Annotated in this window: 23 protein-coding genes; 12 read left to right on the plus strand and 11 right to left on the minus strand. The window is 74.6% G+C overall.

The annotated features are described in order from the left end of the window. The first annotated feature begins 17 nt into the window (after window positions 1–17). From ACZ4UX_RS04260 to ACZ4UX_RS04275, 4 genes are all read left to right on the plus strand, one after another. The gene (locus ACZ4UX_RS04260; protein ID WP_465705459.1) at window positions 18–1,550 is read left to right on the plus strand and encodes an AMP-binding protein; all 1,533 of its coding nucleotides are present in this window, start codon (window positions 18–20) and stop codon (window positions 1,548–1,550) included. A gap of 173 nt (window positions 1,551–1,723) precedes the next feature. After that, window positions 1,724–2,551, plus strand: coding sequence for a TIGR03084 family metal-binding protein (locus ACZ4UX_RS04265; protein ID WP_465705460.1), 828 nt, complete (start codon window positions 1,724–1,726; stop codon window positions 2,549–2,551). Between the two features lie 64 nt (window positions 2,552–2,615). Continuing rightward, the gene (locus ACZ4UX_RS04270) at window positions 2,616–3,056 is read left to right on the plus strand and encodes a VOC family protein (protein ID WP_352297113.1); all 441 of its coding nucleotides are present in this window, start codon (window positions 2,616–2,618) and stop codon (window positions 3,054–3,056) included. Between the two features lie 119 nt (window positions 3,057–3,175). After that, window positions 3,176–3,664, plus strand: a complete 489-nt coding sequence (locus ACZ4UX_RS04275) for a hypothetical protein (protein WP_465705462.1) — start codon at window positions 3,176–3,178, stop codon at window positions 3,662–3,664. A 119-nt stretch (window positions 3,665–3,783) separates the two neighbouring features. On the opposite strand, the gene ACZ4UX_RS04280 is transcribed toward ACZ4UX_RS04275, so the two are convergent. The 4 genes from ACZ4UX_RS04280 to ACZ4UX_RS04295 form a co-directional block, all read right to left on the minus strand. Next, entirely contained in the window at window positions 3,784–4,506 is a 723-nt protein-coding gene (locus tag ACZ4UX_RS04280; protein WP_465705464.1) for a DUF4232 domain-containing protein, read from the minus strand. Between the two features lie 151 nt (window positions 4,507–4,657). Then, a complete protein-coding gene (locus tag ACZ4UX_RS04285; protein ID WP_329487037.1) occupies window positions 4,658–5,443 on the minus strand; it encodes an ABC transporter permease in 786 nt (261 codons plus the stop codon). Beyond that, complete coding sequence (locus ACZ4UX_RS04290; RefSeq protein ID WP_465705466.1) at window positions 5,440–6,402, minus strand: ATP-binding cassette domain-containing protein; 963 nt, start codon at window positions 6,400–6,402, stop codon at window positions 5,440–5,442. Before ACZ4UX_RS04290 ends, ACZ4UX_RS04285 begins: the two co-directional genes overlap by 4 nt. Before the next feature lie 105 nt (window positions 6,403–6,507). After that, a complete protein-coding gene (locus ACZ4UX_RS04295; RefSeq protein WP_465705468.1) occupies window positions 6,508–7,179 on the minus strand; it encodes a DUF4097 family beta strand repeat-containing protein in 672 nt (223 codons plus the stop codon). Window positions 7,180–7,423: 244 nt separating this feature from the next. Between ACZ4UX_RS04295 and ACZ4UX_RS04300 the strand changes: the two genes are divergently transcribed. Next, window positions 7,424–8,173 carry a helix-turn-helix domain-containing protein gene (locus ACZ4UX_RS04300; RefSeq protein ID WP_329487041.1) on the plus strand — a complete coding sequence of 250 codons (750 nt, stop codon included), beginning with the start codon at window positions 7,424–7,426 and terminating at the stop codon, window positions 8,171–8,173. A 28-nt stretch (window positions 8,174–8,201) separates the two neighbouring features. Here the strand turns inward: ACZ4UX_RS04300 and ACZ4UX_RS04305 are convergent, their stop codons facing one another. The 3 genes from ACZ4UX_RS04305 to ACZ4UX_RS04315 form a co-directional block, all read right to left on the minus strand. After that, a complete protein-coding gene (locus tag ACZ4UX_RS04305) occupies window positions 8,202–11,525 on the minus strand; it encodes an error-prone DNA polymerase (RefSeq protein WP_465705470.1) in 3,324 nt (1,107 codons plus the stop codon). 162 nt (window positions 11,526–11,687) lie between these two features. Next, entirely contained in the window at window positions 11,688–13,610 is a 1,923-nt protein-coding gene (locus ACZ4UX_RS04310; protein ID WP_465705472.1) for a DNA polymerase Y family protein, read from the minus strand. A gap of 1 nt (window position 13,611) precedes the next feature. Then, complete coding sequence (locus ACZ4UX_RS04315; RefSeq protein ID WP_329487044.1) at window positions 13,612–14,367, minus strand: hypothetical protein; 756 nt, start codon at window positions 14,365–14,367, stop codon at window positions 13,612–13,614. A gap of 293 nt (window positions 14,368–14,660) precedes the next feature. On the opposite strand from ACZ4UX_RS04315, the gene ACZ4UX_RS04320 reads away from it, so the two are divergent. The 3 genes from ACZ4UX_RS04320 (at window position 14,661) to ACZ4UX_RS04330 (ending at window position 16,480) form a co-directional block, all read left to right on the plus strand. Further along, on the plus strand, window positions 14,661–15,134 hold the full coding sequence (locus ACZ4UX_RS04320) for a carboxymuconolactone decarboxylase family protein (RefSeq protein ID WP_465705474.1): 474 nt from the start codon (window positions 14,661–14,663) through the stop codon (window positions 15,132–15,134). A gap of 243 nt (window positions 15,135–15,377) precedes the next feature. Beyond that, complete coding sequence (locus tag ACZ4UX_RS04325; RefSeq protein ID WP_396491698.1) at window positions 15,378–15,848, plus strand: SRPBCC family protein; 471 nt, start codon at window positions 15,378–15,380, stop codon at window positions 15,846–15,848. Window positions 15,849–15,886: 38 nt separating this feature from the next. Next, window positions 15,887–16,480: a DinB family protein gene (locus ACZ4UX_RS04330; protein ID WP_465705476.1), complete on the plus strand. Its 594-nt coding sequence runs from the start codon at window positions 15,887–15,889 to the stop codon at window positions 16,478–16,480. A 16-nt stretch (window positions 16,481–16,496) separates the two neighbouring features. Here ACZ4UX_RS04330 and ACZ4UX_RS04335 read toward each other — a convergent pair whose 3' ends face one another. After that, window positions 16,497–16,652, minus strand: coding sequence for a hypothetical protein (locus ACZ4UX_RS04335; RefSeq protein ID WP_329487048.1), 156 nt, complete (start codon window positions 16,650–16,652; stop codon window positions 16,497–16,499). 136 nt (window positions 16,653–16,788) lie between these two features. Between ACZ4UX_RS04335 and ACZ4UX_RS04340 the strand changes: the two genes are divergently transcribed. Continuing rightward, window positions 16,789–17,742, plus strand: a complete 954-nt coding sequence (locus tag ACZ4UX_RS04340; protein ID WP_465705478.1) for an oxygenase MpaB family protein — start codon at window positions 16,789–16,791, stop codon at window positions 17,740–17,742. Between the two features lie 37 nt (window positions 17,743–17,779). Here the strand turns inward: ACZ4UX_RS04340 and ACZ4UX_RS04345 are convergent, their stop codons facing one another. Together ACZ4UX_RS04345 and ACZ4UX_RS04350 are read right to left on the minus strand one after the other, a co-directional pair. After that, window positions 17,780–18,232, minus strand: a complete 453-nt coding sequence (locus tag ACZ4UX_RS04345; RefSeq protein WP_465705480.1) for an SgcJ/EcaC family oxidoreductase — start codon at window positions 18,230–18,232, stop codon at window positions 17,780–17,782. Between the two features lie 108 nt (window positions 18,233–18,340). Beyond that, window positions 18,341–19,414 (minus strand): DMT family transporter, encoded by a 1,074-nt coding sequence (locus ACZ4UX_RS04350; RefSeq protein ID WP_465705959.1) that lies wholly within the window; start codon window positions 19,412–19,414, stop codon window positions 18,341–18,343. Between the two features lie 133 nt (window positions 19,415–19,547). On the opposite strand from ACZ4UX_RS04350, the gene ACZ4UX_RS04355 reads away from it, so the two are divergent. The 3 genes from ACZ4UX_RS04355 to ACZ4UX_RS04365 all read left to right on the plus strand — a co-directional run bounded on the left by ACZ4UX_RS04355 (window position 19,548) and on the right by ACZ4UX_RS04365 (window position 22,797). Next, a complete protein-coding gene (locus ACZ4UX_RS04355; RefSeq protein WP_465705482.1) occupies window positions 19,548–20,447 on the plus strand; it encodes a LysR family transcriptional regulator in 900 nt (299 codons plus the stop codon). 319 nt (window positions 20,448–20,766) lie between these two features. Then, window positions 20,767–21,816, plus strand: a complete 1,050-nt coding sequence (locus ACZ4UX_RS04360; protein ID WP_329487052.1) for an isopenicillin N synthase family dioxygenase — start codon at window positions 20,767–20,769, stop codon at window positions 21,814–21,816. 228 nt (window positions 21,817–22,044) lie between these two features. Beyond that, window positions 22,045–22,797 (plus strand): MerR family transcriptional regulator, encoded by a 753-nt coding sequence (locus ACZ4UX_RS04365; protein ID WP_465705484.1) that lies wholly within the window; start codon window positions 22,045–22,047, stop codon window positions 22,795–22,797. Window positions 22,798–22,808: 11 nt separating this feature from the next. Here the strand turns inward: ACZ4UX_RS04365 and ACZ4UX_RS04370 are convergent, their stop codons facing one another. Beyond that, entirely contained in the window at window positions 22,809–24,992 is a 2,184-nt protein-coding gene (locus ACZ4UX_RS04370) for a 3-hydroxyacyl-CoA dehydrogenase NAD-binding domain-containing protein (RefSeq protein ID WP_465705486.1), read from the minus strand. Between the last annotated feature and the right edge of the window lie 9 nt (window positions 24,993–25,001).

A 25,001-nucleotide genomic window follows, 5' to 3' on the forward strand; every position in this document is an offset into this window, starting at 1 on the left:
CGGAGGAAAGTGGGCGCATGCAGATTCCACTCACCGTGATGGACTTCCTCGACCGGGCCGAGCTGGTCTACGGCGACCGGGTCGGCATCGTCGACGAGCCGGCGCAACCCGCCGAATCCTGGGGCGAGCTGACCTACCGCCGGGTCGCCGAGCTGGCCCGGGCGCAGGCGGCCGGCCTGGACCGGCTGGGCATCGGGCCGGGCGAACGGGTCGCGATCGTGTCGCACAACTCGGCCCGGCTGATGACCTCGCTCTACGGCGTGAGCGGACACGGCCGGGTCCTGGTACCGGTGAACTTCCGGCTGCGGGCCGAGGAGGTCTCGTACATCGTCGAGCAGAGCGGCGCCTCCGTGCTGCTGGTCGACCCCGAACTCGCCGAGCCGCTGGCCGGCGTCCGCGCCCGGCACACCTTCGTGCTCGGCACGGACAGCGACGCCCGGCTGTACGACTTCGACCGCGCGCCGCGCCGCTACGAGATCGGCGAGAACGACACCGCGACCATCAACTACACCAGCGGAACCACCGCCCGCCCCAAGGGCGTCCAGCTCACCCACCGCAACATCTGGCTGAACTCCGTGCTGATGGGCCTGCACTTCGGTGCCGGTGACCGGGATGTCTACCTGCACACCCTGCCGATGTTCCACGCCAACGGCTGGGGCCTGCCGTTCGCCCTCACCGGGCTGGGCGCGCGGCACATCGTGCTGCGCAAGGTGGACGGCGCCGAGATCCTGCGCCGGGTCGAGCGGCACGGGGTGACCTTCCTGAGCGGCGCGCCCGCGGTGGTCCAGATGGTGCTGGACGCGGCCGCCGACTGGGACGGCCCCGTCCCCGGCCGGGACAGGGTGCGGATGATCGTGGCCGGCGCGCCGCCGCCGACCTCCGTGGTGCAGCGGGTCGAGGCCGAACTCGGCTGGGAGTTCATGCAGATCTACGGCCTGACCGAGACCTCGCCGGTGGTCACGGTGAACCGCTCGCGCGCCGAGTGGGACGAACTGCCCGCCGGTGAGCGCGCGGAGAAGCTGGTGCAGGCGGGCGCGCCGGCCCTCGGCAACCAGGTGCGGGTCGACGGCCAGGGCGAGGTGCTCGTCCGCGCCAACGTCGTGATGGACGGCTACTGGCAGCAGCCGAAGGAGACGGCGGAGGCGGTCCGGGACGGCTGGTTCCACACCGGGGACGGCGGCACCCTCACCGACGGCTACCTGACCATCTCGGACCGGAAGAAGGACGTCATCATCAGCGGCGGGGAGAACGTCTCCTCGATCGAGGTGGAGGACTGCCTCTACGACCACCCGGCGGTCGGCGAGGTCGCGGTGATCGGCGTACCGGACGAGAAGTGGGGCGAGACGGTCAAGGCCCTGGTCGTGCTCAAGCCCGGGTACGACGTCCTGGAGGCCGACCTCATCGCGCACTGCAAGCAGCGGCTGGCCGGCTACAAGTCGCCCACCTCGGTGGAGTTCCGGGACACCCTGCCGCGCACCACCACCGGGAAGCTGCAGAAGTTCCGGCTCCGCGAGCCCTACTGGGTCGAGCGCGACCGGCAGGTCAACTGACCGGTCCGGTCCGGGTGCCGGGCTCCCGAACCGGCACCCGGCGCCCCCTTCCGGTGCGCCGGTGGGCGTCCCGACCGGCGGGTTCCGTGGAGTTCCGGGTGGCGGCCGCGGGCACGGCGTAGGGTGCGGGCTCGGGTTACCGGTGAGTCACTACCGAGGAGACGAGAACGCCCATGACCACGGACGGTACGGCCCCGGCGGCCGCAGCTGTACTGACCGGCCTGCTCGACGACCTGCGGGCCGAGAGCGAGGCCCTGGACGACCTGGTGGCCCCGCTGGCGCCCGAGCAGTGGGCGACGGACACCCCCGCGCCGGGGTGGACGATCGCGCACCAGATCGCCCACCTGGCCTGGACGGACGACTGGACCACGCTCTCCGCCCGCGATCCGGAGGCCTTCGTCGCCGAGTCCGGCCGGGTCTTCGGCGAGCTGCTGGCCGCCGGCGCGGACCCGGTGGACGAGGGCGCGGCGCGCGGCGCGGCGGAGGAGCCGCACGCGCTGCTGACGCGCTGGCGGGCCGGCCGGGAACGGCTCCGGTCGGCGCTGGCCGAGGCCCCGGACGGCCTCCGGCTCCCGTGGTTCGGGCCGCCGATGAAGGCCCCGTCGATGGCGACCGCCCGGCTGATGGAGACCTGGGCGCACGGGCAGGACGTCGCGGACACCCTGGGCGCGGTCCGCGAGGCGACCGCGCGGCTGCGGCACATCGCCCACCTGGGCGTACGGACCATGGGATTCGCCTTCACCCTGCACGGGCTGCCGACGCCGCAGACCCCGGTCCGGGTCGAACTGACATCGCCCGACGGCGGCTTGTGGGCCTGGGGCCCGGAGGACGCGGCGGACCGGGTGAGCGGACCGGCCCTGGACTTCTGCCTGCTGGTGACCCAGCGCCGCCACCGGGACGACCTCGCCCTGAGCGCCACCGGCCCGACGGCCGCGGCCTGGCTGCCGATCGCCCAGGCCTTCGCCGGGAACCCGGGCAAGGGACGCCCGGCGGGCGGGTGAGACGGGCGGGTGCGACGGGCCCGCCGAACCGGCGTCGTCGTACCCGGCCCCTACCCTGGGCCGCATGACCATTCAGCGCATGGACAACGTCGGCATCGTCGTCGACGACCTCGACGCCGCCGTCGCCTTCTTCCTCGAACTCGGCATGGAGCTGGAAGGCCGGATGCCGATCGAAGGACGCTGGGCGGGCGCGGTCGTCGGGCTCGACGGCATGCGGAGCGAGATCGCGATGATGCGGATCCCGGGCGCCCCGGGCCGGCTCGAACTGGCGAAGTACCACAGCCCGGAGGCGATCACCCCCGAGCCGGAGACCACCCCGGCGAACACCCGGGGCCTGCACCGCGTCATGTTCGCCGTCGACGACCTCGCGGACACCCTCGCCCGCCTCCGCCCGCACGGCGCCGAACTCGTCGGCGAAGTGACGCGCTTCGAGGACAGCTACCTGCTCTGCTACCTCCGCGGGCCGAGCGGCATCATCCTCGCGCTGGCCGAGCAGCTGAGCTGACGACCGGGCCCCCGCCCACCAGCGCACCTGGTGATTGATCGTCAAATAACAACATTGGTAGGCCAAACCACTCTTTACGGCGATATACGGAGTTCGTCGACGAATGATGGAATTCCCCCATGATTCGCGCTGACGCCCTGCGTACCGTTCTGGCCGGAGCCGCCTTCGCCGGTCTGCTCGCGATCGGTGGGCCGGCCGGCTCCGCCCAGGCGGCCTTCGCCCGGCCCGCCGACGTGCCCGGCTCCTCCCGGGCGGAGGTCCGGGCCGGGACGGCCGCCGCCCACCGGGTGGTCACCTTCGTGGAGGAGTACAGCAGGGCGGTGCTCCACCAGAGCGGCGAGACGCCGCGCGCCGTCCGCGAGCGCTTCCTCGCCCCGCACCTGAACGTCCGGCTGGACGCCTGGGCCTCCGAGCACGGGGCCGACCCGGTGTTCCGCGCCCAGAACGTGCCGTCGGAGTGGTCCGTGCAGCAGGTCGGGGAGGAGCACGGCTTCGCCTCGATCCGCTTCACCGAGTACTGGGGCGGCGGCAGCGGCCAGGAGGTCTGGTACACCGTGCGCCTGGGCGATCTGCGGATCGTCGAGCTGAATGACGCCCCCGCCTTCTGAGCCCGCCGCTCCCCCTCCAGCCCCGGCGCGGCGCAGGCGCCCCCACGACTGCGCCGCGCCGGTACCCGGGCGACCGGTGCCCCGACCACCGGCGCCCCGACGCGCCGAGCCGGGCTCGGCTACCGGGCGGGCGGGGCTCCCGGGCGGTCGTTCCCCGGCCGGGCGGCCGCGGTGGCCTCGGCCCAGGCGGAGATGCCCAGCCGGCCGGTGGTGCCGAGATCGAGGTAGGCCGGGACGACGACCGGGGGGCGGCCGGGCAGCGGGGCGATCTCCAGGAAGCGCCCGTTGTCGGCCCCCTTCGTCCCCGAGGTGACGGTGTTGCGCCAGACCAGTTGGAACGCCGCGTACTCGCCGGGCCGGAGCGTCACCGCCGTCGGCGCCGCGTCGAAGCCCTCCAGGGTCGCGATGCCGGCCGAACCCTGCTGCACGGCGATTTCGAGCGGCGCACGGTCGGCGTCGAGGACGCGGACCCCGGGTCGGCCGTTCAGCGTGTAGGGGGCGGCTCCGCAGTTGGTCAGGCGGATCGCCATGACCCGTAGGCCCATGGCGGCGTTCGCCTCCTCCGCGGCCAGCGAGACGCCCTCCGGGGAACAGGTCGGCGCCGGCACCGGCGTCGGTGTGGGGAGGGCCGCCGAGCTGGGAGTGTTCGGGGCGGTGGCCTTCGCGGAGGTCCTGCCGCCGGTCGCGCCCACGGGCCCCGGGGCTCCCCCGCCCGCGCCCGACACCTGCGTGCTGCCGCACCCCGCCAGCAGGGCCGCCCCCACGAGCAGCAGCGCCGCCCGGGCCGGCGGCGCGATTCGACGGATTCCGTTCGGCGGCGTCGGGTTCATGCGGACGATCATGACACGAACCGTCGTCCGGACTGCCCGGGGAAGGCGCTCCGCACGACGGCGGGCGGGAACGCCGGCAGGGCGGCGCAGGCCGACACCCGGTGTCGGTACGCCGCCCTGGGGCGGGGCGAGGTGCGGGAGGCGACCCGCACCGTCGTCCCGGTTACTTCGGGTCACGGTTGAACGTCGAGGTCGACCAGAAGTAGCCGAGCGCGGTGAGCGCCAGGCACCAGGCGACGGCGAGCCAGCCGTTGTAGCCGATCCCGCTGCCGAGCAGCAGGCCGCGCAGGGTCTCGATGGCCGGCGTGAACGGCTGGTACTGGGCGATCGGCTGGAACCAGCCCGGCATCGCGTCGACCGGGGTGAAGGCGCTGGAGATGAGCGGCAGCAGGATCAGCGGCATCGCGCTGTTGCTGGCGGCCTCGGCGTTCGGGCTGGCCATGCCCATCCCGACCGCGATCCAGGTGAGCGCCAGGGCGAAGAGGACGAGCAGCCCGAAGGCGGCCAGCCACTCCAGGGCGGTGGCGTCCGTGGAGCGGAAGCCGATGGCCACGGCGACCGCGCCGACCAGGACCACGCTGGCGACCGACTGCAGCACGCCGCCCACGACGTGCCCGACGAGCACCGACCCGCGGTGGATCGCCATGGTGCGGAAGCGGGCGATGATGCCCTCGGACATGTCGGTGGAGACGGACACCGCGGCCCCGATGACGGTGCTGCCGATGGTCATCAGCAGGATGCCGGGGACGAGGTAGGCGATGTAGGCGGAGCGGTCGCCGCCGCCGATGCCGGCGCTCATCGTGTTGCCGAAGATGTAGACGAAGAGCAGCAGCAGCATGACCGGGGTGAGCAGCAGGTTCAGGGTGAGTGACGGGTAGCGCCGGGCGTGCAGCAGGTTGCGGCGCAGCATGGTGGCCGAGTCACGGGCGGCGAGGGTGAAGGTGCTCATCGGACGGTCTCCTTGGACTGGTTGTTCTGGGCGGGCACGCTGGAGCCGGTCAGGGCGAAGAACACGTCGTCGAGGTCGGGGGTGTGGACGGTGAGTTCGTCGGCCTCGATGCCGGCGGCGTCCAGCCGGTCGAGGACGGCGCGCAAGTCGCGCTGGCTGCCGTCGCTGGGGATCTGCAGGGCCAGGGCCTCGTCGTCGCGGGTGACGTCGTGCAGGGCGAGGGCGGCGAACCGGTAGGCCGCCGGATCGGCGAAGCGCAGCCGCACGTGGCCGCCGGGAATGAGTCGCTTCAGCTCGTCGGCGGTGCCTTCGGCGGCGATCCGGCCGTCGTTCAGGACCGCGATGCGGTCGGCGAGTTGGTCGGCCTCCTCCAGGTACTGGGTGGTGAGGAAGACGGTCACGCCACCGGTGACGAGTTCGCGGATGATCTGCCACATGGTGTGGCGCGAGCGCGGGTCGAGGCCGGTGGTCGGCTCGTCGAGGAAGATGACCCGCGGACCGCCGACCAGCGTCATGGCGATGTCCAGCCGGCGCTTCATACCGCCGGAGTAGGTGGAGGCGGGCTTCCCCGCCGCCTCCACCAGGTCGAAGCGTTCCAGGAGTTCGGCGGCGACCCGCCGCCCCTCGCGCTTGGACAGGTGGTGCAGGTCGGCCATCAGGAGCATGTTCTCCTCGCCGGTGATCAGGCCGTCGACGGCGGAGAACTGCCCGGTGACACCGATCGCGGCGCGCACCGCCTGCGGCGCGGTCGCGATGTCGTGGCCCGCCACCCGGGCCTGGCCGCCGTCGGCCCCGATCAGGGTGGAGAGGATCTTGACGACGGTGGTCTTGCCGGCCCCGTTCGGGCCGAGCAGGGAGAACACCGTTCCTTCGGGGACGGCGAGGTCGATCCCGGCGAGGACGCTCTTGTCGCCGTAGGACTTGCGCAGCCCGTTCGCCGCGATGGCCAGGTCGGTCATGAGAGGTGCTCCTTCAGAGGCTGCGAACAGTGGTGCGGGGGCTGTGAGCGGTTCGGAGGCTGCGGGCGGTTCGGGGCTGCGGGCGGTGCGGGGGCTGTGAGCGGTTCAGAGGCTGCGGGCGGTGATGTCGCCGTGGGAGGTGGTGGCGCGGATGGTGAGTGCGGCGTCGGTGCCGGTGGTGTTCTGGAGGGTGTTGTGGATCCGGCCGTGGGTGGTGCCGGCGTCGAGGGTGGCGGAGATGCCGCGGGCGGCGCCGATCTCGATGGCGCCGGCGTCGGTGCGCAGGTCGAGGGTGCCGCCGGTGGCCTCGGTGATCCGCAGGTCGCCCTTGCGGGTGCTGAGCTGTGCGGAGCCGTTCAGCCGGCCGACGGTGATGTCGCCCGCGAGGAGGGTGAGGTGGGCGTTCGCGGTCTCGTCGAGCTTGACCGAGCCCTGGGCGCCGTCGAGGGTGACGTCGCCCAGGCGTCCGACGCCCCGCAGGTCGGCGGCGGCCGTCTTCGCCTGGATCCGGGAGCCGGCGGGGAGCTGGACGGTGATCTCGACGGCGCCGGACTGGCCGAGGAGGCGGTGGGCGGCCGGGGCGGCGGCGATCCGCAGGACGCCGTCGGTGTACTCGACCGTGATCCGCTCGGCGGCCTTCACGTCGGCGCCCTTGGCGGCGTTGGCGGGGAGGACCTCGACGGTGGTGTCGCTGCGGTCGGCGGCGATCAGCCGGACGCTGCCGGCGGGGATGTCGAGGACGGCGGCGATCGGGGTGGTGGTGGCGAACTTCTGCATCGTTCTTCTCCTTCTGCGGCGGCGGGCACTCGGTCGGCCCGTCGTTTCCGATGAGGGAAAAGCTACGTTGCATTCACGATGCTGGCAACACACTCGTTGCGTCAGAATCCTATCTGCGCAGGTAGTTGCGGTGATTTCATTGCAATGGTTTCGCGCCTAATGCAACGAGCCGCTATCCATTCGTTGCAATGGATTGAGAGTGAACGCTATGCTCGGCGCACCACCCACCCCGAAGGAGACCGCGATGCCCGGAGGCAGGCTCACCCAGCAGGAACGCCAGCAGATCGCGCTCGGGCTGGCCGACGGCCTCCCCTACGCCGAGATCGCCAGGCGGCTCGACCGCCCGACCTCGACGATCACGCGCGAGGTGATGCGCAACGGCGGCCCCACCGGCTACCGCGCCGACCTGGCCCAGCGCGCCACCGGGCACCGCGCCCGCCGCCGGCAGGCGGCGCCCCGGGACCCCGCGGCCGTCCCGCAGGAGCACGGCCGCGACGCCGACGCGGTGCGCGCGTACGAGGAGGTGTTCACCACCGCGATGCTGCAGTCGGGCATGCCCCAGATGATGGCCCGGGTGATGGCCTGCCTCTGCCTCACCGACTCGGGCAGCCTCACCGCGTCCGAACTCGTCCAGCGCCTCCAGGTCAGCCCGGCCTCCGTCTCCAAGGCGATCACGTTCCTCGACGCCCAGGGCTTCGTCCGCCGGGAGCGCGACGAGCGCCGCCGGGAGCGCTACCTCGTCGACAACGACATCTGGTACCAGTCGATGATCGCCAGCGCCCGCTCCACCGCCCAGATCGCCGAGACCGCACGCCAGGGTGTCGGCGTGCTCGACGCCGGCACGCCGGCCGGCGCCCGCCTCGAAAACATCGCCCGCTTCCTCGACTTCGTCTCCGAGAGCATCGCCCGGTCCGCCGAGCAGGCCCGCGAGATCCTGCACCCGCAGCCCGCGGCGGCTCCGGACGGCGCCACCGGGCCGGCGTCGGACGGCTGACCGGCCAGCCGTCACCGGCGCCCCCGGGTCAGGCGCCCAGGCGCAGCGGGGTGAGCCGGGTGGCGACCAGGTTGGTGGCCCCGCGGTCCCGTTCGACGTGGCCGTGCACCAGCAGGCCGGCCCGGTCCAGGGCGGTGCGACGCTGGGACTCCCAGACCGGGCGGCTGCAGATCACGTTGATCAGGCCGGTCTCGTCCTCCAGGCTGAGGAACAGCACACCGCCCGCCGTCGGCGGCCGCTGGCGGTGCGTCACCAGTCCGCCGACCACCACCGCCGAGCCGGGTTCCACCCCCGGCAGCTGGGCGGCGGTCAGTGCGCCGCCGCGCTCCAGGTGCGCGCGCAGGTGCTGGACGGGGTGGCTGGTGGCGGAGGCCCCGGTGGCCCAGAGGTCGGCGATGGTCTCCTCCACCGGGGTCATCTCGGGCAGCGGCGGGGCCTCGGTGCCGGGCGTGGTGCCGGGGATCAGCGCCGTCGACACTCCGGCGAACGCCCCGGCGGCCCAGAGCGCCTGACGCCGGCCCAGCCCGAAGCAGCCGAACGCGCCCGCCGCGGCGAGGGCCTCCAGGACCGGCGCGGGCAGGCCCGTGCGCCGCGCGAAGTCCTCCAGGTCGGCGTACGGCTGCCCGGCCGCGATCGCCTCGGCCTGCGGGGTGCCGACCCCGCGCACGGTGTCCAGCCCGAGCCGGATGGCCGCCTGCGGTTTGCCGGCGGTGAGCGGCGGCTCCGGGGTCGGCCCCCGGTACGGCTCCAGGGTCGGCCGGGCCCCGCTGGCGTTGACGTCCACCCCGCGCACCCGTACGCCGTGCCGCCGGGCGTCCGAGATCAGGCTGAGCGGCGCGTAGAAGCCCATCGGCTGGTTGGCCAGCAGCGCACAGGTGAAGGCGGCCGGGTAGTGGTACTTGAGCCAGGCGCTCGCGTACACCAGGTGGGCGAAGCTGATCGCGTGGCTCTCCGGGAAGCCGTAGTTGGAGAAGGCTTCGATCTTGACGTAGACGTCCTCGGCGGTCTCCGGCGGGATGCCGCGTTCGGCCATGCCGCCCAGCAGCCGCTCGCGCAGCCGGGCGACCCGCTCGTGCGAGCGCTTGGAGCCCATCGCCTGGCGCAGCCGGTCCGCCTCGGCGGGGGTGAACCCGGCGCAGTCGATGGCCAGTTGCATCATCTGCTCCTGGAACAGCGGCACCCCGAGGGTCTTGCCGAGCGCGTTCTCCATCAACGGGTGCGGGCAGCCGGCCGGTTCGACCCCGGCCCGGCGGCGCAGGTACGGATGGACCGAGCCGCCCTGGATCGGGCCCGGGCGGATCAGCGCCACCTCGACCACCAGGTCGTAGAAGTGGTCCGGCTTGAGCCGCGGCAGGGTCGCCATCTGGGCGCGCGACTCGACCTGGAAGACACCGACCGTGTCGGCCCGGCGCAGCATCGCGTACACGCCCGCGTCGTCGACCGGGATGGTCGCCAGGTCGTAGTGCGCGCCGTGGTGTTCGGCGATCAGGTCGCAGGTGTCGTGCAGGGCGGAGAGCATGCCGAGGCCCAGCAGGTCGATCTTGACCAGTCCGGCACCGGCCGTGGAGTCCTTGTCCCACTGCAGCACCGACCGCCCCGGCATCCGGGCCCACTCGGTCGGGCAGATCTCGGCGATCGGCTCCCTGGTGAGCACCATGCCGCCCGAGTGGATGCCCAGGTGGCGCGGCAGGCCGTGCAGTTGACCGGCCAGGGCGAGCACGTCGGCGGGGATGACGGCGTCCGGGCCGGGCGCGGAGCGGAAGTCGCTCTGCCGGCTGAAGGCGTCCACCTGCCCCTGCGGGTAGCCGAGCACCCGGGCCGCGTCGCGCAGCGCCAGCCGGGGCCGGTAGGTGATCACGTTGGCGACCTGGGCGGCGTGCTCGCGCCCGTAGCGGCGGTAGACGTACTGGATGACCTCCTCGCGGCGGCGGTGCTCGATGTCCAGGTCGATGTCGGGCGGCCCGTCCCGGGCGACGGAGAGAAAGCGTTCGAACAGCAGCCGGTAGTGGATCGGGTCGACGGCGGTGATGCCGAGCGCGTAGCAGACCGCCGAGTTGGCCGCCGAACCCCGGCCCTGGCACCAGATGGACTCCCGGCGGCAGAAGTCGACGATGTCGTGGACGATCAGGAAGTACCCGGCCAGCTCCAGGTCCTCGATGACGTCCAGTTCCTTGCCGAGCTGCCGGCGGGCGGCCGCGTTCCCGGGCCCGAAGCGGGCCGGGCCGCCGGCGGCGACCAGCGCGCGCAGGTGGCTGATCTCGGTGTGGCCGGGCGGGACGGGGAAGCCGGGCAGCTCCGGGTCGAGCCGGGTGAAGTCGAACGCACAGGCCCGGGCCAGGTCGACGGTGGCCTGCCGCACCCCCGGGAAGCGGGCCAGCCGGGCCGCCATCTCGCGGCCGGAGCGCAGGTGCGCGGTGCCGGCCGCCTGCGTCCAGCCCGCCGCGTCCTGGAGCGTCCGGCGCTCGTGCAGGGCGGCCAGGCTCTGGGCCAGCCGGCCCTGGGCCGGGCCCGCGTGGTGCGCGTTGGTGGAGGCGACGACGGGGAGGCCGAGCCGGGCCGCCAGCGCGGCGAGGGCGTCGTTGCGCAGGTCGTCGCCGGGCAGCCACTGGTCGATCAGCTCGACGTGGACGTTCTCGCGGCCGAACGCCTCGGTGAGGGTGCGCAGCCGGCGCTCGGCCCCGTCGACGCCCCGGGAGGTGTCCGCGCGGGCCCCGCCCCCGGCGGCTCCGGCGGCCAGGGCGGCTCCGGCGGCTCCGGCGCCGGGAGCGGATGCGGCGGCTCCGACGGCCAGGGCGGCCGGGACCCGGCCGAGGCGGCAGCCGGTGAGCACCGCCCAGTGGCCGTCGTGCGCGTCGGCGAGCGCGGCGAAGTCGTACGCCGGACGGCCCTTGGCCCCGCCCGCCAGCTGGGCGGCGCCGATCGCCGCGGAGAGCCGGCGGTAGCCGGCCGGGTCGCGGGCCAGGACGAGCAGGTGCTCCACCTCCTGGTCGCGGCGCAGCGTCAACTCGGCGCCGAACACCGTGCCGACGCCCGCCTCGCGGGCCGCCTCGGCGAAGCGGACCGCGCCGTAGAGGCCGTCGTGGTCGGTGAGCGCGAGCACCTCGACGCCCAGCCGGGCGGCCTCCGCGACCAGCTCCTCGGGGTCGCTGGCACCGTCGAGGAAGCTGAAGGCCGAGTGGACGTGCAGTTCCGCCCAGGCCGGATCGCCGGTCGGCCCGGCCGGCCCGGGGCCGCGGTCCCCGGCCCGGCGGCGGATCGGCACCACCTGGCCGGCGGCCGGGCCCGGCCGGCCGCCGGCCAGGCGTCGGTGCAGCTCGCTCCAGGGGAGCGCGGGGTGGCTGGTGAATCCCATCGGGGGTTGTCGCCTTCGGTCTCTCGCTCGTGTCCTGCCCCCCTGCCGTACTCCCCGCCGGCCGCTCCCTGCCGCGCTTCCCGCCGGCCTCTCCTCGCCGATCTCTCCCTGCCGTGCTCCGTCCCCGCCGCTCCGTCCCCGCCGCACCGCCGCCGTGCTCCGTCAGTCGTAACCGGCCTCCAGGAACCACTCGCCGTTCTCCACCGTGAGCAGCAGCGCCCGCCCGTCCGCCACCGTGACCTGGAACCGTGCCCGGCGGCGGGCGCGCGCCTGGTCCCACCAGTACTCGACCGCCGGCCAGGGTCCGGTCCAGCCGTCGACCACCAGGTCCCGACCGCGCACCGCGATCCGGGCCGGCCGGGCCGACACCCCCGCCCGGCCGTCCACGTTCACCGGCCGCCCGGCCGTGTCCAGCACCGCGACCGGCACCGGGGCGCGGTGCACCACGGCCGGCCAGACGTCCCGCAGCCGCCCCGGCCAGGGCGCGTCGGCCGGCGCCGCCGGGTCGTACGGCTCGCCCCACGGCACCCGGACCACCTGCTCGCCCGGTCCCCGCCCGCCGGCCGGTTCGATCCGGCGCAGCCCGGCGTGCCCGAGCACCGCCTGGACCCGGGCCACCGCCCGCTCCACCCGGTCGTCCGCGACCGCCTGCCCCCAGAGCGCCAGCTGCCGGCCCTGGTCGGGCGAGAGGTCATCGGGTACGAGCCGCAGGGCGGTGAACCCCGCGTCGTGCGACGGCCCGCCGTCCGGCACGGCGAACGTCCCCGCGCCCTGCCAGGCCTGGAGCTGCCAGCGGACGCGCTCGGCGAGCGCCGCCGCCGACAGCCGGCCCTCGTGCCGCCAGAGCCGCGAGACGGTCCGCCCGTCCGCGCAGGCCACCTCGACGGCGACCCGCTGGCAGGTCAGACCCGCCCCGGCGAGCCGCTGGTGCAACTGCTCGGCCAGGGTGCGGGCGACGAACACCAGCGGTTCGGCGAGCGCCTCCGGCGGGTCGAAGCACTGCTCGACGGAGAGGTCCGGCCCCTCCGTCCGCGGCACCAGCGGGCGCGGCTGCAGCCCCCGGGCCAGCCGGTGGGCGGCCGTGCCCGCCGGGCCGAAGCGGTCCGCGACCGCCTCGGCGGGCAGCGCGGCGAACGCCCCGACGGTGGGCAGGCCGAGCCGGTCCAGCAGCTCCGCCAGCCCCTCGTCGCCGAGCGCGGCCACCGGATAGGGGGCGAGGAACTCCGCCGTCCGGCCGGCCGGCACCAGCACCCCCGCCCGGGCTGCCAGCACGGCGGCGAACAGGCCGTCGGCGACCCCGATCCGGGCCGGCGGCACCGCGACCGCCTCCCCGGGGCGCGCCTCGGTGTCCGGCCCGCAATCCGGCCCGGCGGGCGGCTCGGGCGGCCGGGCGAACCCGCCCGGTGCGCCGTCCCGGGCCGCGGGCGCCGCGGCGAACAGGCCGTCCACCGCCCCGGCGCGGCGCCGCGCCGCCGCACGCTCGGCCTCCGCCGGGCGCGTCCACCCGGGGGCGTCGGCGGCCCCGGGCTCCGGCGGGTGCGCCCGCCCGGCGGGCCCGGCGTACTCGGCGTCCGCGGGATGGGCCTGCCCGGCCCGGACCTCCGGGGCCTCCTCGCCCCGGTCCGCCGCACCGGCCAGGGCGGCCGCCACCGCCCGCTGCACCTTCGCCGTCAGCGCCTCCTCGCCGCCGAAGTACCGGCTCGGGCCCTTCATCGGGATCGCGCACAGACCCGGGCGCAGCACCTCCACCCGGGGCGTGAACGCCTCGACCGCCGCGACCACGGGTTCGAACCGCCGGGTCTCCGCCTCCGGGTCCCGCTCCCGCAGCTCCAGCGCGGGGCAGAGCCGCTGGGCCAGCTTGAGCCGCTGCCCCTGCCGCACACCGGCCGACCGCGCCGCCTCCGAGCAGGCCAGGACCCGCCCGCCGGCGACCACCGCCACCGGGACGTCGCCGCCGCCGGCCGCGCTCCCTTCGACGGCCATCACCGGCCAGTCCGGGCACCAGACCACCAGCACCCGCGGCGTCCCGGGGGTCCCGGCTGCCGCAGGTGTTCCGGACGCTCCGGGCGCTCCACCGTCGGTCATCTCACACCACCGCCATTCGGTCGAGGTCCGCCCCGACCCCCGACGTCACGTCCTCCCCCGCCTCGGCGGCCTCGGCCACCGCCCGCACCTCGCCGTGCTCGTCCGGCAGCCAGAGCCGGGCGGTGCGCCCGCGCACCGCCGAGCCACGCCCCTCCACCGCCACCTCCACCTGCCGCCCGGTGAGCTGGCCGTGCCCGTCACCCAGCCCGAACCAGCGGCCGGAGCGCACCTCCAGCCGCAGCCCCGCCCCCGGCCACGGCCCGGCCACCAGCAGCACGCAGCCACTGCGCCGCAGCACGGCCGCCAGCCGGGCGGCCGGCTTGGGTGCCACCGGCCCGTCCGGACGCAGCATGATCAGCTCGACTGCCCCGGCCAGCACCGACACCACCTCGGCCCAGTGCGGCCCGGGGTCGTCCGCCACCAGCAGTCGCCGCAGGTCCAGCCCGTACCCGGCGGCCGCGGCGAGCCCGAGATCGGGCAGCCCGACCGCGGCCGCCCAGCCGCCGTCCGACCCGCGTGCGCCGGCGGCCAGCGCGAGCAGCAGCCCGGTGTCCCCGGCCCCCACCGACACCGCCGTCCCCCGCCGGAGCCCGCCCTCCGGCAGCACCGCCCCCAGCGCGGGCAGCACCGGCAGCAGCCCGCGCCGACCGTCGACCGCCTCGGTGCCGGTAGCGGCACCGAGGGCAGCCGCGGACACCACCGGGCGGAGCGGCTGCCGCTCGGCGGTGGATTCGAAAACAGATTCGAAAACGGGCACACCCCCAGGATCGAACATTCGTTCGCAAAGATTCAAGTCTGCTTGGTCCACCCCAACGGTCACTCTCCGTGTTGCCCGCCGCTCGGGGGCCACCCCGGACGGCCCCGGACCGCCCCGGACCGCCGCCCCAGGGGCGATCGCCCAGGTCGGCACGGGTACCCCCGTCGCGGCGCGGGCGCCGCCCTCCCGGCACGGCGGGGTCCGGGCACCTCACGGAACGGCCGCGTCACAACCCGCCGGGCTACCTCGTCAAAGGAGTGCAAGCCGCCGGACACCCGACTTTGGAGCGCGTCATGGAAGCACGCCTGAACCCCTTCACCAACCCGGTCCTGGGCAAGGTCTTCAAGCACATCATCGCCGCGGGCAAGGTGCTCGAAGGCTCGACCCTGCCGACCGCGACGCAGGAGCTGGTGAAGCTCCGCGCCAGCCAGATCAACGGCTGCGGCTTCTGCACCGACATGCACTTCAAGGACGCCGTGCACGCCGGAGAGTCCCCGGAGCGCCTCAACCTGGTCGCGGCCTGGCGCGAGGCCACGGTGTTCACCGAGGCCGAGCGCGCCGCCCTGGAACTCGCCGAGGAGGCCACCCGCATCGCCGATGCGGCCGGTGGCGTCTCCGACCGGATCTGGGCGAACGCCGCCCAGCACTACGACGAGGACCAGCTCGGCGCCCTGGTCGGAGTGATCACCGTCATCAACGCCTTCAACCGCGGGAACGTCATGCTCCAGATGCCCGCCGGCGACTACCGGCCCGGCCAGTTCGCCTGAGCGGAAGCACTGCCCGGAACGGCCGGATCCGGCCCGGACCGGGGTCACCGACGAGGCGGACACCCGCGCACCCGACGGGCGCGAGGTGTCCGCCCCGCCGCCTTCGCGAGCCCGGCTCCGCGACCGAAGCCTTCGCCAACCGGGCGTGACCGCAGTCACACTGATGGAGCGTCACATCCCGCCGGTGCACGTCGTCTCCCTGGCACACGAGGAAGCGACCCGCTCGACCGAGGAGGACGCACCATGGAGACCATGACCGTCGAACGCGTCATCGACGCCCCCATCGACGACGTGTTCCGCTGGCTCACCACGACCACCAACTACACGGCCTCGCCGCTGGTGCTGCGCTGCCGCCTCGCCCGGCGCGGCAGTGGGGCGCCCTACGGCGTCGGCGCCGTCCGCAACCACCTGTGGCTCATCGGCTGGTTCAGCGAGCGCATCACCCACTACGACCCCCCGTACGCCACCGAGTACGTCGTCGACCGCAGCCTGCCGCCGTCCCGTCACGAACTCGGCCGGATGACCTTCACGGAGGTCGACGGCGGCACCCACGTCCGGTGGACCACCCGCGCCGAGGTCGGCGTCCCGCTGCTCGGCGGCCCGCTCACCCGGCTGTTCGCCCGGCCGGTCATCACCCGCACGTTCCGGAACATCCTCGACGCCGCCGCCACCGCGCTGACCACGCCTCCCGGCCGGACCCCGCCGCGGCGCTGACCGCCCGTCGGTCGGAGGCGGGGTGGCAGACTGGTCCCATGATCGGACCGGACTTCAAGAAGGACCTTCAGATCTATCTGCAGGACGCCCGGGACGCCCTGCTCTGGAAGCTCGACGGGCTGTCGGAGTACGACATCCGCCGCCCGATGACGCCGACCGGCACCAACCTGCTGGGGCTGGTCAAGCACGCGACCGGCGCCGAGGCCCTCTACTTCGGCGCCACCTTCGGGCGGCCGTTCGCCGGAACGCCCCTGTGGATCACGGGCGACGCCGAGCCGAACGCCGACCTCTGGGCGACCCCCGAGGAGACCCGGGAGCAGATCGTCGACCGGTACCGCGCGGCATGGGTCCACGCGGACGCGACGATCGGGTCACTCCCGCTGGACGCCGTCGGCCGGGTGCCCTTCGGCAACCGGAGCGAACTGACGCTCCACCGGGTCCTCGTCCACATGATCGCGGAGATCCAACGCCACGCCGGCCACGCGGACATCGTCCGGGAACAGCTCGACGGGACCACCGGCCTGCGCGACGGGGACGGGAACATGGCCCCCGGCGACCGCCCCCAGTGGGAGGAGCACCACACCCGAGTCGAACAAGCAGCCCGCACGGCCGGCCAGGACCGCTCGACCTGACCTCCCCGAGCGGGCCTCAGCCCGCGCCGTCCGTGCCGTGGTACTCGCTCGGCATGGAGCTGTGGTGCTCCACGGGCCGTTCGGTGCCGACTCTCGCCCACCACCAGTACGCGAGGCCGGCCACGGCGACGAGGCCGACCGGAATCAGGACCACCAGAAGCCATTCGAGCATGCCGTCTCCCCCTCCCCCGGCGGCCGACCCGGCGTGCCGCCCCCGGGAAGCGTAGGCCCACGCGCGCCACGGGGTGGCCGGCGGCGCGGCGGGGCCGCGTTGACCTGTCCCTGACCGGGACCCTAGGGTCTGGCCTGTGCAGCGATACGACTGGCTGAAGACGATTCAGCGGATGGACCCGGAGACCGAGTTCACCGAGATCTACCGGATCAGCAGCTGGTACGAGTTCCCGTGGGACACCACCCAGTCGCTCAGCTTCGCGCTCTACCGCACCTACGCCGTTCCGAGCATCGGCCGACTGCTCGCGCGGACCGGCGAGTTCACCCGCCGCGCGCAGAAGCGCTACGACGACACCGTGCTGATCCTGGAGGCCGTGGTCGAGCACGGCTTCGCCTCGGAGCAGGGCCGGGAGGCGATCCGGCGGATGAACCGGATGCACCACCGGTACGACATCTCCAACGAGGACTTCCTGTACGTGCTCGCCACCTTCGTCGTGGTACCCAAGCGCTGGCTGGACGACTACGGCTGGCGCCCGTACTCCGAGCACGAGGTGCGGGCCACCACCAACTACTACCGCGAACTGGGCCGCCACATGGGCCTGAGCGACATCCCGGAGACGTACGACGCGTTCGAGCGGCTGCTGGACGGCTACGAGCGCGCCCACTTCGGCCACGACCGGGGCGGCCTGGAGGTCTCCGACGCCACCCTCGGCCTGATGGCCTCCTGGTACCCGGCCCCGCTGCGGCCCTCGATGCGGGTGTCCTCGATCTGCCTGCTCGACGATCCGCTGCGCGAGGCCTTCGGGTACCCCCGGCCCCCGGCCGCGCTCCGGTACGCCGTCCGCTCCGGCATGCGGCTGCGCGGGCGGCTCGTCCGTCTCCTGCCGCCGCGCCGCTCCCCGCGCCTGGCCCGCGACGGCCGGCAGGTGCGCAGTTACCCGGGCGGGTACCGGATCGCCGAGCTCGGCACCTTCGAGGACGGCGCCTCCGGGTACGGCGCCTCCGGGGACGGCGCCGCGCCCCGGGGCGGCTGCCCCTTCCCGCCCGCCGCGACCGGGCCGGCCGGGGGCACGGACCCGGCCGGGGGCTGACCGCCCGCCGCACCCACTCCGTCCCGGACCGGCGCCCTCACTCGGGGACGACGAGGGTGTTCTGGCAGGCCGTCAGGAGCCAGCGCCCGTCCTCCTTGGCCATCACGTACAGCGGGCTGCCCTCCTCGCCGACCTGTTCGCCGGCGAGGGTGAGGTAGCGCTGGCGGACCTTGACCGCGGCCACGTCGGGGCGGACGAAGAGGACGTGCACCACCTCGTACTCGGCGGTGTTCCCGGAGCCGAGGAAGGCGCCCGGGAGCACCGTGCGGGTGAACGCGGCGATCTCGTCCCGCCCGGTGAGGCGCTTGCCGTGGCCGGTGGTCCAGATCGCGTCCTCGCGGAAGAGGCCGACGAACTCCTCCACGAGTTCGTTGACCTGGGCGTACTGGAGGGCGGCGACGACCCGCCCGACGGCCTCGGTCTCGACGGCGATGTCGGCCTCGGCGCCGATCCGGGCATCGGCCTCGACGGCCGTGGTGTTCGTGTTCATGATGACCATGATCGACCTTCAAGCCGACTTGAGGTCAAGCCTTTTGGGCCGCGGGCTCCACCCCGGCCCTGACCTGCCCGGCGCTCGCGCCGTGGGCGGTGACGGCGGTCAGGGGCAGTGCGACGTGGCCGATGCCGGTGCCGAGCCGGGTGAGCGCGGTGGCGGTGAACAGGGTGCGGGAGCCGGGTGTCCGCCAGAGTGGTCCGGCGCTCCCGGTCCGTTCGTCCGATCGGCGGGCACGGCGGGCAGGGCGGGCAGAGCCGGCACGGGGGTCGCCCGGGCGTCCGGGGCGGCCGTGACCGCCCGTTCCCGGGTCGGCCGCGGACGGGTCAGGAGGACCCCGGCCAGCACCACGGCCATTCCCGTGACACCCCTCGCGCTCAACGGCTCGTCGAGCACGAGCGCGCCGAGCCCGGTGGAGACGACCGGCAGCAGGTAGCCGACGGTGGCGGCCGCGGTGGCGCCCTCGGTGGCGATGAGCCGGTAGTTGAGGTGGAAGGTGAGCCCGGTGGAGAGCACCCCGAGCACGGTCACCGCCGCGAGGGCCCGGACGTTGAATCCGTCGGTGGCACCGGCGGCGGCCGGCAGCGCCAGCGAGCCGATCCCGGCCGCCACGGTGAGCTGGGCGGCGGAGAGGGCGAGCGGGGCGGTACCGGTGCCGGTGAGCACGCGGCCCATGTAGGTGAACGCCACCGCGTAGCTCGCGGCCGCGCCCAGCAGGGCGAGCACGCCCCAGCCGGGGGCGCCGCCGTGCTGGTGCGCCGGCCCCGCGTCGCCCTGCCACGGCGAGAAGATCACCAGCACCCCCGCGAAGCCGAGCAGCAGTCCGCCGAGGCGCCTCGGGTGCCACCCGCGTTCCGTCCCGAGCGCCAGGCCGATCAGCAGCGACCAGAGCGGGGTCGTCGCGTTGAGCACCCCGGCGGGCCCCGAGCCGACGGTCCGCATGCCCAGGGCGGCCAGGAAGAAGGGCAGCACGTTGCAGAACAGGGCGGCCACGGCGAGCCGGAGCCAGACCGCGGCGCCGCGCGGCAGCCGCTGCCGGGCGGAGCGGGCGAGGAGCAGCAGCACCGCGGCCCCGAGGGCGGAGCGCAGCACGGTGATCTGCAGCGGGGTCAGCCCGTTCCGGAGCGCGAGTTCGGTCCACAGGAAGCCCGATCCCCACAGCAGGGCGAGCACGGCCATCCGCAGCACGGGACACCTGCCTTTCGTCGGCCGGCCTCCCGACCGGGAGCGCCGGGAGCGCCGGAAGGAACGCTGCCCGCCCGGACCCGACAGGACAAGTGAAACGTTCTTCAGCACGTTTAAGCTGGACTACATGCTCGATGTGCGACGTCTGCAGGTGCTCCGCGCCGTGGTCACCGGCGGCTCGGTGAGCGCTGCCGCCACCGCGCTCGGCTACACGCCGTCCGCCGTCAGCCAGCAGGTGGCGGCGCTGGAGAAGCAGACCGGGACGGCGCTGCTCGAACGCGCCGGGCGCGGCGTGCGGCCGACCGCCGCCGGGCGGCTGCTCGCCGAGCACGCCGCCGTCATCGAACGGCAGGTGGCCGAGGCCGGCACGGCGCTCGCCGATCTGCTGGCCGGGCGCAGCGGCTCCCTGACGGTCCGCTACTTCGCCACGGCGGGAGCCGCCCTGGTGGCGCCCGCCGTCGCGGCCTTCCGCCGCGAGCACCCGGGGGTGCGGCTCGACCTGGGGATGACCGACCCCGAGGACCCGCTGGAGGACGTTCTCCGGGGGCGGGCGGATGTGGCGGTGGTGGTCCGGCCGCACGGGGGCGAGCACCCCGGGCTGCGCCTCGTCCCCCTGCTCGACGACCCGTACCGCGCCGTCCTGCCGAGGGGCCACCGGCTCGGTGCGAGGCGCGTCCTCGACCTGGCCGACCTGGCCGGTGAGCCCTGGGTCGGCAGCGAGCGGACCGGCCCCTGCCTCGACACCGTCCTGCACGCCTGCGCCGAGGCCGGGTTCCGCCCCGGCTTCGCGGTGGACAGCGAGGACTACCCGACCGCCCAGGGGTTCGTCGCGGCCGGGCTCGGGGTGGCCCTGGTCCCGCTCCTGGGCCTCGCCCGGCGCCACCCCGGTGTGACCGTCCGCCGGCTCCGCGCCCCGGAGCCGGTCCGCGCCGTGCACGCCGCCGTCCGCACCACCGCCTGGGGGCAGCCCGCCCTCGCCCAGCTGCTCGCCTCCCTCCGGGAGGCGGCCCGGGTGGCACGGGGCTGACCGGTGGCGCGAGCGCCCGGGGCAGCTTGTCAGGCTCACGCCATCAACTCGGTGCAGGGGTCTCCCCCGGCGGTGCGACCGTCATTTAGGCTGGTGAGGTGCTCATACTCGTTCGCCGTCGCCACGTGGACCTGCTCCGCGTGACGAGCATGTCCTGTCGACGCTCCAGCTGAACCTCGCGCCTCCCACCCTCATGCGCGGCCCCAGGCGGCCGCGTCCCCCCTCCTGACCCCCGGAGCACCCGCCGCACCAGGCGCGGCCCCGGCATCCCCGGTCGATCACCGGGACAGGCCAGGACGAGACCCAGCGGATGTCACCCATGACGCAGCAGCACTCCTCCAGCACCCCCTCCGCCGCCCCCGCGGACGCCCTCCCGGTGATCGACCTCTCGCTCGCCGACGGCAGCGCCGACGACCGGCTCCGCCTGCACGACGACCTGCGGAAGGCGGCCACCGGCGTCGGCTTCTTCCAGCTCGTCGGCCACGGCGTCACCCCGGCCGAGACGGCCGCCCTGATCGACGCGATGCGGGCGTTCTTCGCCCTGCCGGAGGCCGACCGGCTCGCCGTGAGCAACCTCAACTCCCCGCACTTCCGCGGTTACACCCGCACCGGGCACGAGCTCACCGGCGGCAGCCAGGACTGGCGGGACCAGCTGGACATCGGGGCCGAGCTGCCCCCGCACGTCCCGGAGCGGGGCGAGCCCCCGTACTGGTGGCTGGAGGGCCCGAACCAGTGGCCCGCCGCGCTCCCCGAGCTGCGGACCGCCGCGCTCGGCTGGATCGACCGCCTCGGCGCGGTCGCCCAGCGGCTGCTGCACGAACTCCTCGCCTCGATCGGCGCCGCTCCCGACTTCTACGACTACGCCTTCGCCGGCCACCCGCACCTGCGGCTGAAGCTGGTCCGCTACCCCGGCACCGCGCCCGACGGCGCCGGCCAGGGCGTCGGCGCGCACAAGGACTACGGCTTCATCACCCTCCTGCTCCAGGACACCGTCGGCGGCCTCCAGGTCGAGCGCGCGGACGGCAGCTTCCTGGAGGTGCCGCCGATGGAGGGCGCCTTCGTGGTCAACCTGGGCGAGCTGCTGGAGGTCGCCACCGACGGCTACCTCAAGGCCACCAACCACCGCGTGGTCAGCCCGGCCGGCGCCCGCGAGCGCTTCTCCATCCCGTTCTTCTACAACCCGCGCCTCGACGCCCACATCGAGCCGCTCGACTTCCCCCTCGCGCACCACGCCCCGGGCGCCACCCAGGACCCGGGCAACCCGCTCTTCGCCGAGTTCGGCCTCAACGAGTGGAAGGGCTACACCCGCGCCCACCCCGAGGTCACCCGCCGTCACCACCCCGACCTCGCCGACGCCGGCTCGCGCTGACCCCCGGCGGGTTCGGCCGCAACGAGGGGGAGGGCTACACCCGCGCCCACCGCCCCGGTCTCGCCGACCCCTCGACCGCACCGGCGGACACCGCCCCGGGCCCCGCTCCCGCGCCGACGGCGCCGGGCGGGGCCCGGGGCGTGCCGGGCACCGCCGGTGGACCGGGTCGCCCAGCACTGTCACACTGCTGCTGTCACAGCAGTGGTGCAACAGAGGCGGAGGTGGCGGATGGGGGCGCGGGAGGGTGTCGAGATCCGGCTGACGGTGGACGAGCTGGCGGCGCGGGCGGGAGTGACCGTGCGCACGGTGCGGTTCTACGGGACGAAGGGGCTGCTGCCGCCGCCGGAGCTGGGACCGCGCCGGGTCGGCTGGTACGGCGCGGAGCACCTGGACCGGCTCGGGCTGATCGAGGAGCTGCAGCGGCAGGGCCTGACGCTGGCGGCGATCGAGCGCTACCTGGCCTGGCTGCCGCGGGACAGCACGCCACTGGACCTGGCCATCCACCGGGCGCTGGTGGCGTCCTGGACGCCGGAGACGGCGGAGGAGCTGAGCCGCGGGCAGCTGGAGGGGCGGGCCGGGCGGGAACTCTCGCCCGCGCAGCTGGAACGGCTGGCGGCGATGGGCGCGCTGGAGCGCACGCCCGACCCGGAGGTGTTCCGGGTGGACCCGGGGCTGCTGCCGCTCGGGGTGCGGATCCTGGACGTGCCGATCCCGCTGGAGACCCTGCTGGCCGCGCGCGCGGTGGTGCTGGAGCACAGCCGGGCGACGGCGCACGAGTTGCAGCGGCTGTTCCGCGAGACGGTCTGGAAGCCGTACCGGGAGAGCGAGCCCGCGCCGGCCGAGCTGGAACGGATGAAGGAACTCACCGACCACATCCAGCCGATGGTGGCGCAGGCCCTGGTGACCGCGTTCCAGCGGTCGCTGCGGGAGGAGCTGGGCGAGGCGGCGCGCTCCGTGGAGGACGCCGCCCCGCCCGGCTGACCGACCGTCCGTCAGTCGGAGAAGGTCCGGCCCTCGGCGGCGACCCGCTCCAGCAGGGCCGGCGGCGCGAACCGCTCGCCGTAGGCGGCGGCGAGTTCCCGGGCGCGGGCCGCGAAGCCCGCCGGGCCGCCCTCGTACCCGTTGACGTACTGGAAGACGCCGCCCGTCCAGGCCGGGAAGCCGATGCCGAGGATGGAGCCCACGTTGGCGTCGGCGACCGAGGTCAGCACGCCCTCCTCCAGGCACCGGACCGAGTCCAGCGCCTCGCTGAAGAGCATCCGCTCCTTGAGGTCCTCGAAGGGGACGGCGCTCCCGGCGGCGCCCTCGGCCGAGGTGAAGTGCTCGCGCAGGCCCGGCCAGAGCCTGCCGCGCCGACCGTCCTCGCCGTACTCGTAGAAGCCGGCGCCGCCGCTGCGGCCGGGGCGGCCGAACTCGTCGACCATCCGGTCCACCACCGCGTCCGCCGGGTGGGCGGTCCAGCTGCCGCCGGCCTCCTCGACCGCGCGCCGGTACTCGTCGCGGATCTTGCGCGGCAGCGTCAGCGTCAGCTCGTCCAGCAGCGAGAGCACCTTGGCGGGGTAGCCCGCCTGGGCGGCGGCCTGCTCGACGGTGGCCGGGTCGACGCCCTCGCCGACCATCGCCACGCCCTCGTTGATGAACTGGCCGATCACCCGGGAGGTGAAGAAGCCGCGCGAGTCGTTGACCACGATCGGTGTCCGGTCGATCTGCCGGACCAGGTCGAAGGCGCGGGCGAGCGCCTCGTCGCCGGTCTGCGGACCGCGGATGATCTCCACCAGCCGCATCTTGTCGACCGGCGAGAAGAAGTGCAGGCCGATGAAGTCGGCGGTGCGCCCGACGCCCTCGGCGAGCAGGCCGATCGGCAGGGTGGAGGTGTTGGAGCAGAGCAGCGCGTCCGGCGCCACCACGCCCTCGATCTCCTGGAACACCTTCCGCTTGAGCTCGGGGTTCTCGAAGACCGCCTCGATCACCGCGTCGCAGCCGGCCAGGTCGGCGGCCTCGGCGGTGGGGGTGATCCGGGCGAGCAGCTCCTCGCGCTGCGCCTCGGTGGCCCGGCCGCGCGCCACCGCCTTGTCCAGCAGGCCGGCGGAGTACGCCTTCCCGCGCTCGGCGGCCTCGGTGCTGACGTCCTTCAGCAGCACCTCGATGCCGGCCTTGGCACAGGTGTAGGCGATCCCGGCGCCCATCATGCCCGCGCCGAGCACGGCGACCCTGCGCACCGTCCGCTTCTCGACGCCCTGCGGCCGGCCGGCGCCGGAGTTGACCGCCTGCATGTCGAAGAAGAGCGCCTGGATCATGTTCTTGCTGGTCTGCCCGCAGGCCAGCTCGGTGAAGTAGCGGGCCTCGATCACCATCGCGGTGTCGACGTCCACCTGGGCGCCCTCGACCGCCGCCGCCAGCACGTTGCGCGGCGCCGGGTAGGGCGCGCCGGCCAGCTGCTTGCGCAGGTTGGACGGGAAGGCCGGCAGGTTGGCGGCCAGCGCCGGGGTGGCCGGGGTGCCGCCGGGGATCCGGTACCCCTTGACGTCCCAGGGCTGGACGGCGGTCGGGTTGGCCTCGATCCAGGCGCGTGCCCGGGCGGTCAACTCTTCTGGGGTGTCCACCAGTTCGTGGACCAGGCCGTGCTGGAGCGCCTGCTCCGGACGGTACTGGCGGCCTTCCAGGAGCACCTTCAGCAGGGCGTCGGTGATGCCGAAGAGCCGCACCGTGCGAACGACTCCGCCACCACCGGGCAGCAGGCCGAGGGTGACCTCGGGCAGGCCGATCCGGCTGGCCGGGGCGGTCAGCGCGATCCGGTGGTGGCAGGCGAGGGCGATCTCCAGACCGCCGCCGAGCGCGCTGCCGTTGAGGGCGGCGACCACCGGCTTGCCGAGCGTCTCCAGCCGGCGCAGCGCCCGCTTGATCCGCATCGACTTCTCGAAGACGGCGGCGGCGTCCTCGGGGCGGGCGGCGGACAGCATCCGGAGGTCCCCGCCGGCGAAGAAGGTCTTCTTCGCCGAGGTGACCACGACGCCGCGCAGGTCGTCGCCGAGGGCGGCGAGGCGCTCGACGGTGGCGTCGAAGTCGGCCGTGAAGGCCTCGTTCATGGTGTTCACGGACTGGGTGGGATCGTCGAGGACGAGGGTGACCACGCCGTCCTGGTCCTGCTCCCAGCGGATGGTGGTGGTGTCGCTCATGGGGTTGGG

Source organism: Kitasatospora sp. NPDC028961 (genome assembly GCF_055564815.1).

Coding starts and splice junctions, on each gene's coding strand:
- ACZ4UX_RS04260 (WP_465705459.1), top strand. CDS start 18: ATGCAGATTCCACTCACCGTGATGGACTTCCTCGACCGGGCCGAGCTG.
- ACZ4UX_RS04265 (WP_465705460.1), top strand. CDS start 1,724: ATGACCACGGACGGTACGGCCCCGGCGGCCGCAGCTGTACTGACCGGC.
- ACZ4UX_RS04270 (WP_352297113.1), top strand. CDS start 2,616: ATGACCATTCAGCGCATGGACAACGTCGGCATCGTCGTCGACGACCTC.
- ACZ4UX_RS04275 (WP_465705462.1), top strand. CDS start 3,176: ATGATTCGCGCTGACGCCCTGCGTACCGTTCTGGCCGGAGCCGCCTTC.
- ACZ4UX_RS04280 (WP_465705464.1), bottom strand. CDS start 4,506: ATGATCGTCCGCATGAACCCGACGCCGCCGAACGGAATCCGTCGAATC.
- ACZ4UX_RS04285 (WP_329487037.1), bottom strand. CDS start 5,443: ATGAGCACCTTCACCCTCGCCGCCCGTGACTCGGCCACCATGCTGCGC.
- ACZ4UX_RS04290 (WP_465705466.1), bottom strand. CDS start 6,402: ATGACCGACCTGGCCATCGCGGCGAACGGGCTGCGCAAGTCCTACGGC.
- ACZ4UX_RS04295 (WP_465705468.1), bottom strand. CDS start 7,179: ATGCAGAAGTTCGCCACCACCACCCCGATCGCCGCCGTCCTCGACATC.
- ACZ4UX_RS04300 (WP_329487041.1), top strand. CDS start 7,424: ATGCCCGGAGGCAGGCTCACCCAGCAGGAACGCCAGCAGATCGCGCTC.
- ACZ4UX_RS04305 (WP_465705470.1), bottom strand. CDS start 11,525: ATGGGATTCACCAGCCACCCCGCGCTCCCCTGGAGCGAGCTGCACCGA.
- ACZ4UX_RS04310 (WP_465705472.1), bottom strand. CDS start 13,610: ATGACCGACGGTGGAGCGCCCGGAGCGTCCGGAACACCTGCGGCAGCC.
- ACZ4UX_RS04320 (WP_465705474.1), top strand. CDS start 14,661: ATGGAAGCACGCCTGAACCCCTTCACCAACCCGGTCCTGGGCAAGGTC.
- ACZ4UX_RS04325 (WP_396491698.1), top strand. CDS start 15,378: ATGGAGACCATGACCGTCGAACGCGTCATCGACGCCCCCATCGACGAC.
- ACZ4UX_RS04330 (WP_465705476.1), top strand. CDS start 15,887: ATGATCGGACCGGACTTCAAGAAGGACCTTCAGATCTATCTGCAGGAC.
- ACZ4UX_RS04335 (WP_329487048.1), bottom strand. CDS start 16,652: ATGCTCGAATGGCTTCTGGTGGTCCTGATTCCGGTCGGCCTCGTCGCC.
- ACZ4UX_RS04345 (WP_465705480.1), bottom strand. CDS start 18,232: ATGAACACGAACACCACGGCCGTCGAGGCCGATGCCCGGATCGGCGCC.
- ACZ4UX_RS04350 (WP_465705959.1), bottom strand. CDS start 19,414: ATGGCCGTGCTCGCCCTGCTGTGGGGATCGGGCTTCCTGTGGACCGAA.
- ACZ4UX_RS04355 (WP_465705482.1), top strand. CDS start 19,548: ATGCTCGATGTGCGACGTCTGCAGGTGCTCCGCGCCGTGGTCACCGGC.
- ACZ4UX_RS04360 (WP_329487052.1), top strand. CDS start 20,767: ATGACGCAGCAGCACTCCTCCAGCACCCCCTCCGCCGCCCCCGCGGAC.
- ACZ4UX_RS04365 (WP_465705484.1), top strand. CDS start 22,045: ATGGGGGCGCGGGAGGGTGTCGAGATCCGGCTGACGGTGGACGAGCTG.
- ACZ4UX_RS04370 (WP_465705486.1), bottom strand. CDS start 24,992: ATGAGCGACACCACCACCATCCGCTGGGAGCAGGACCAGGACGGCGTG.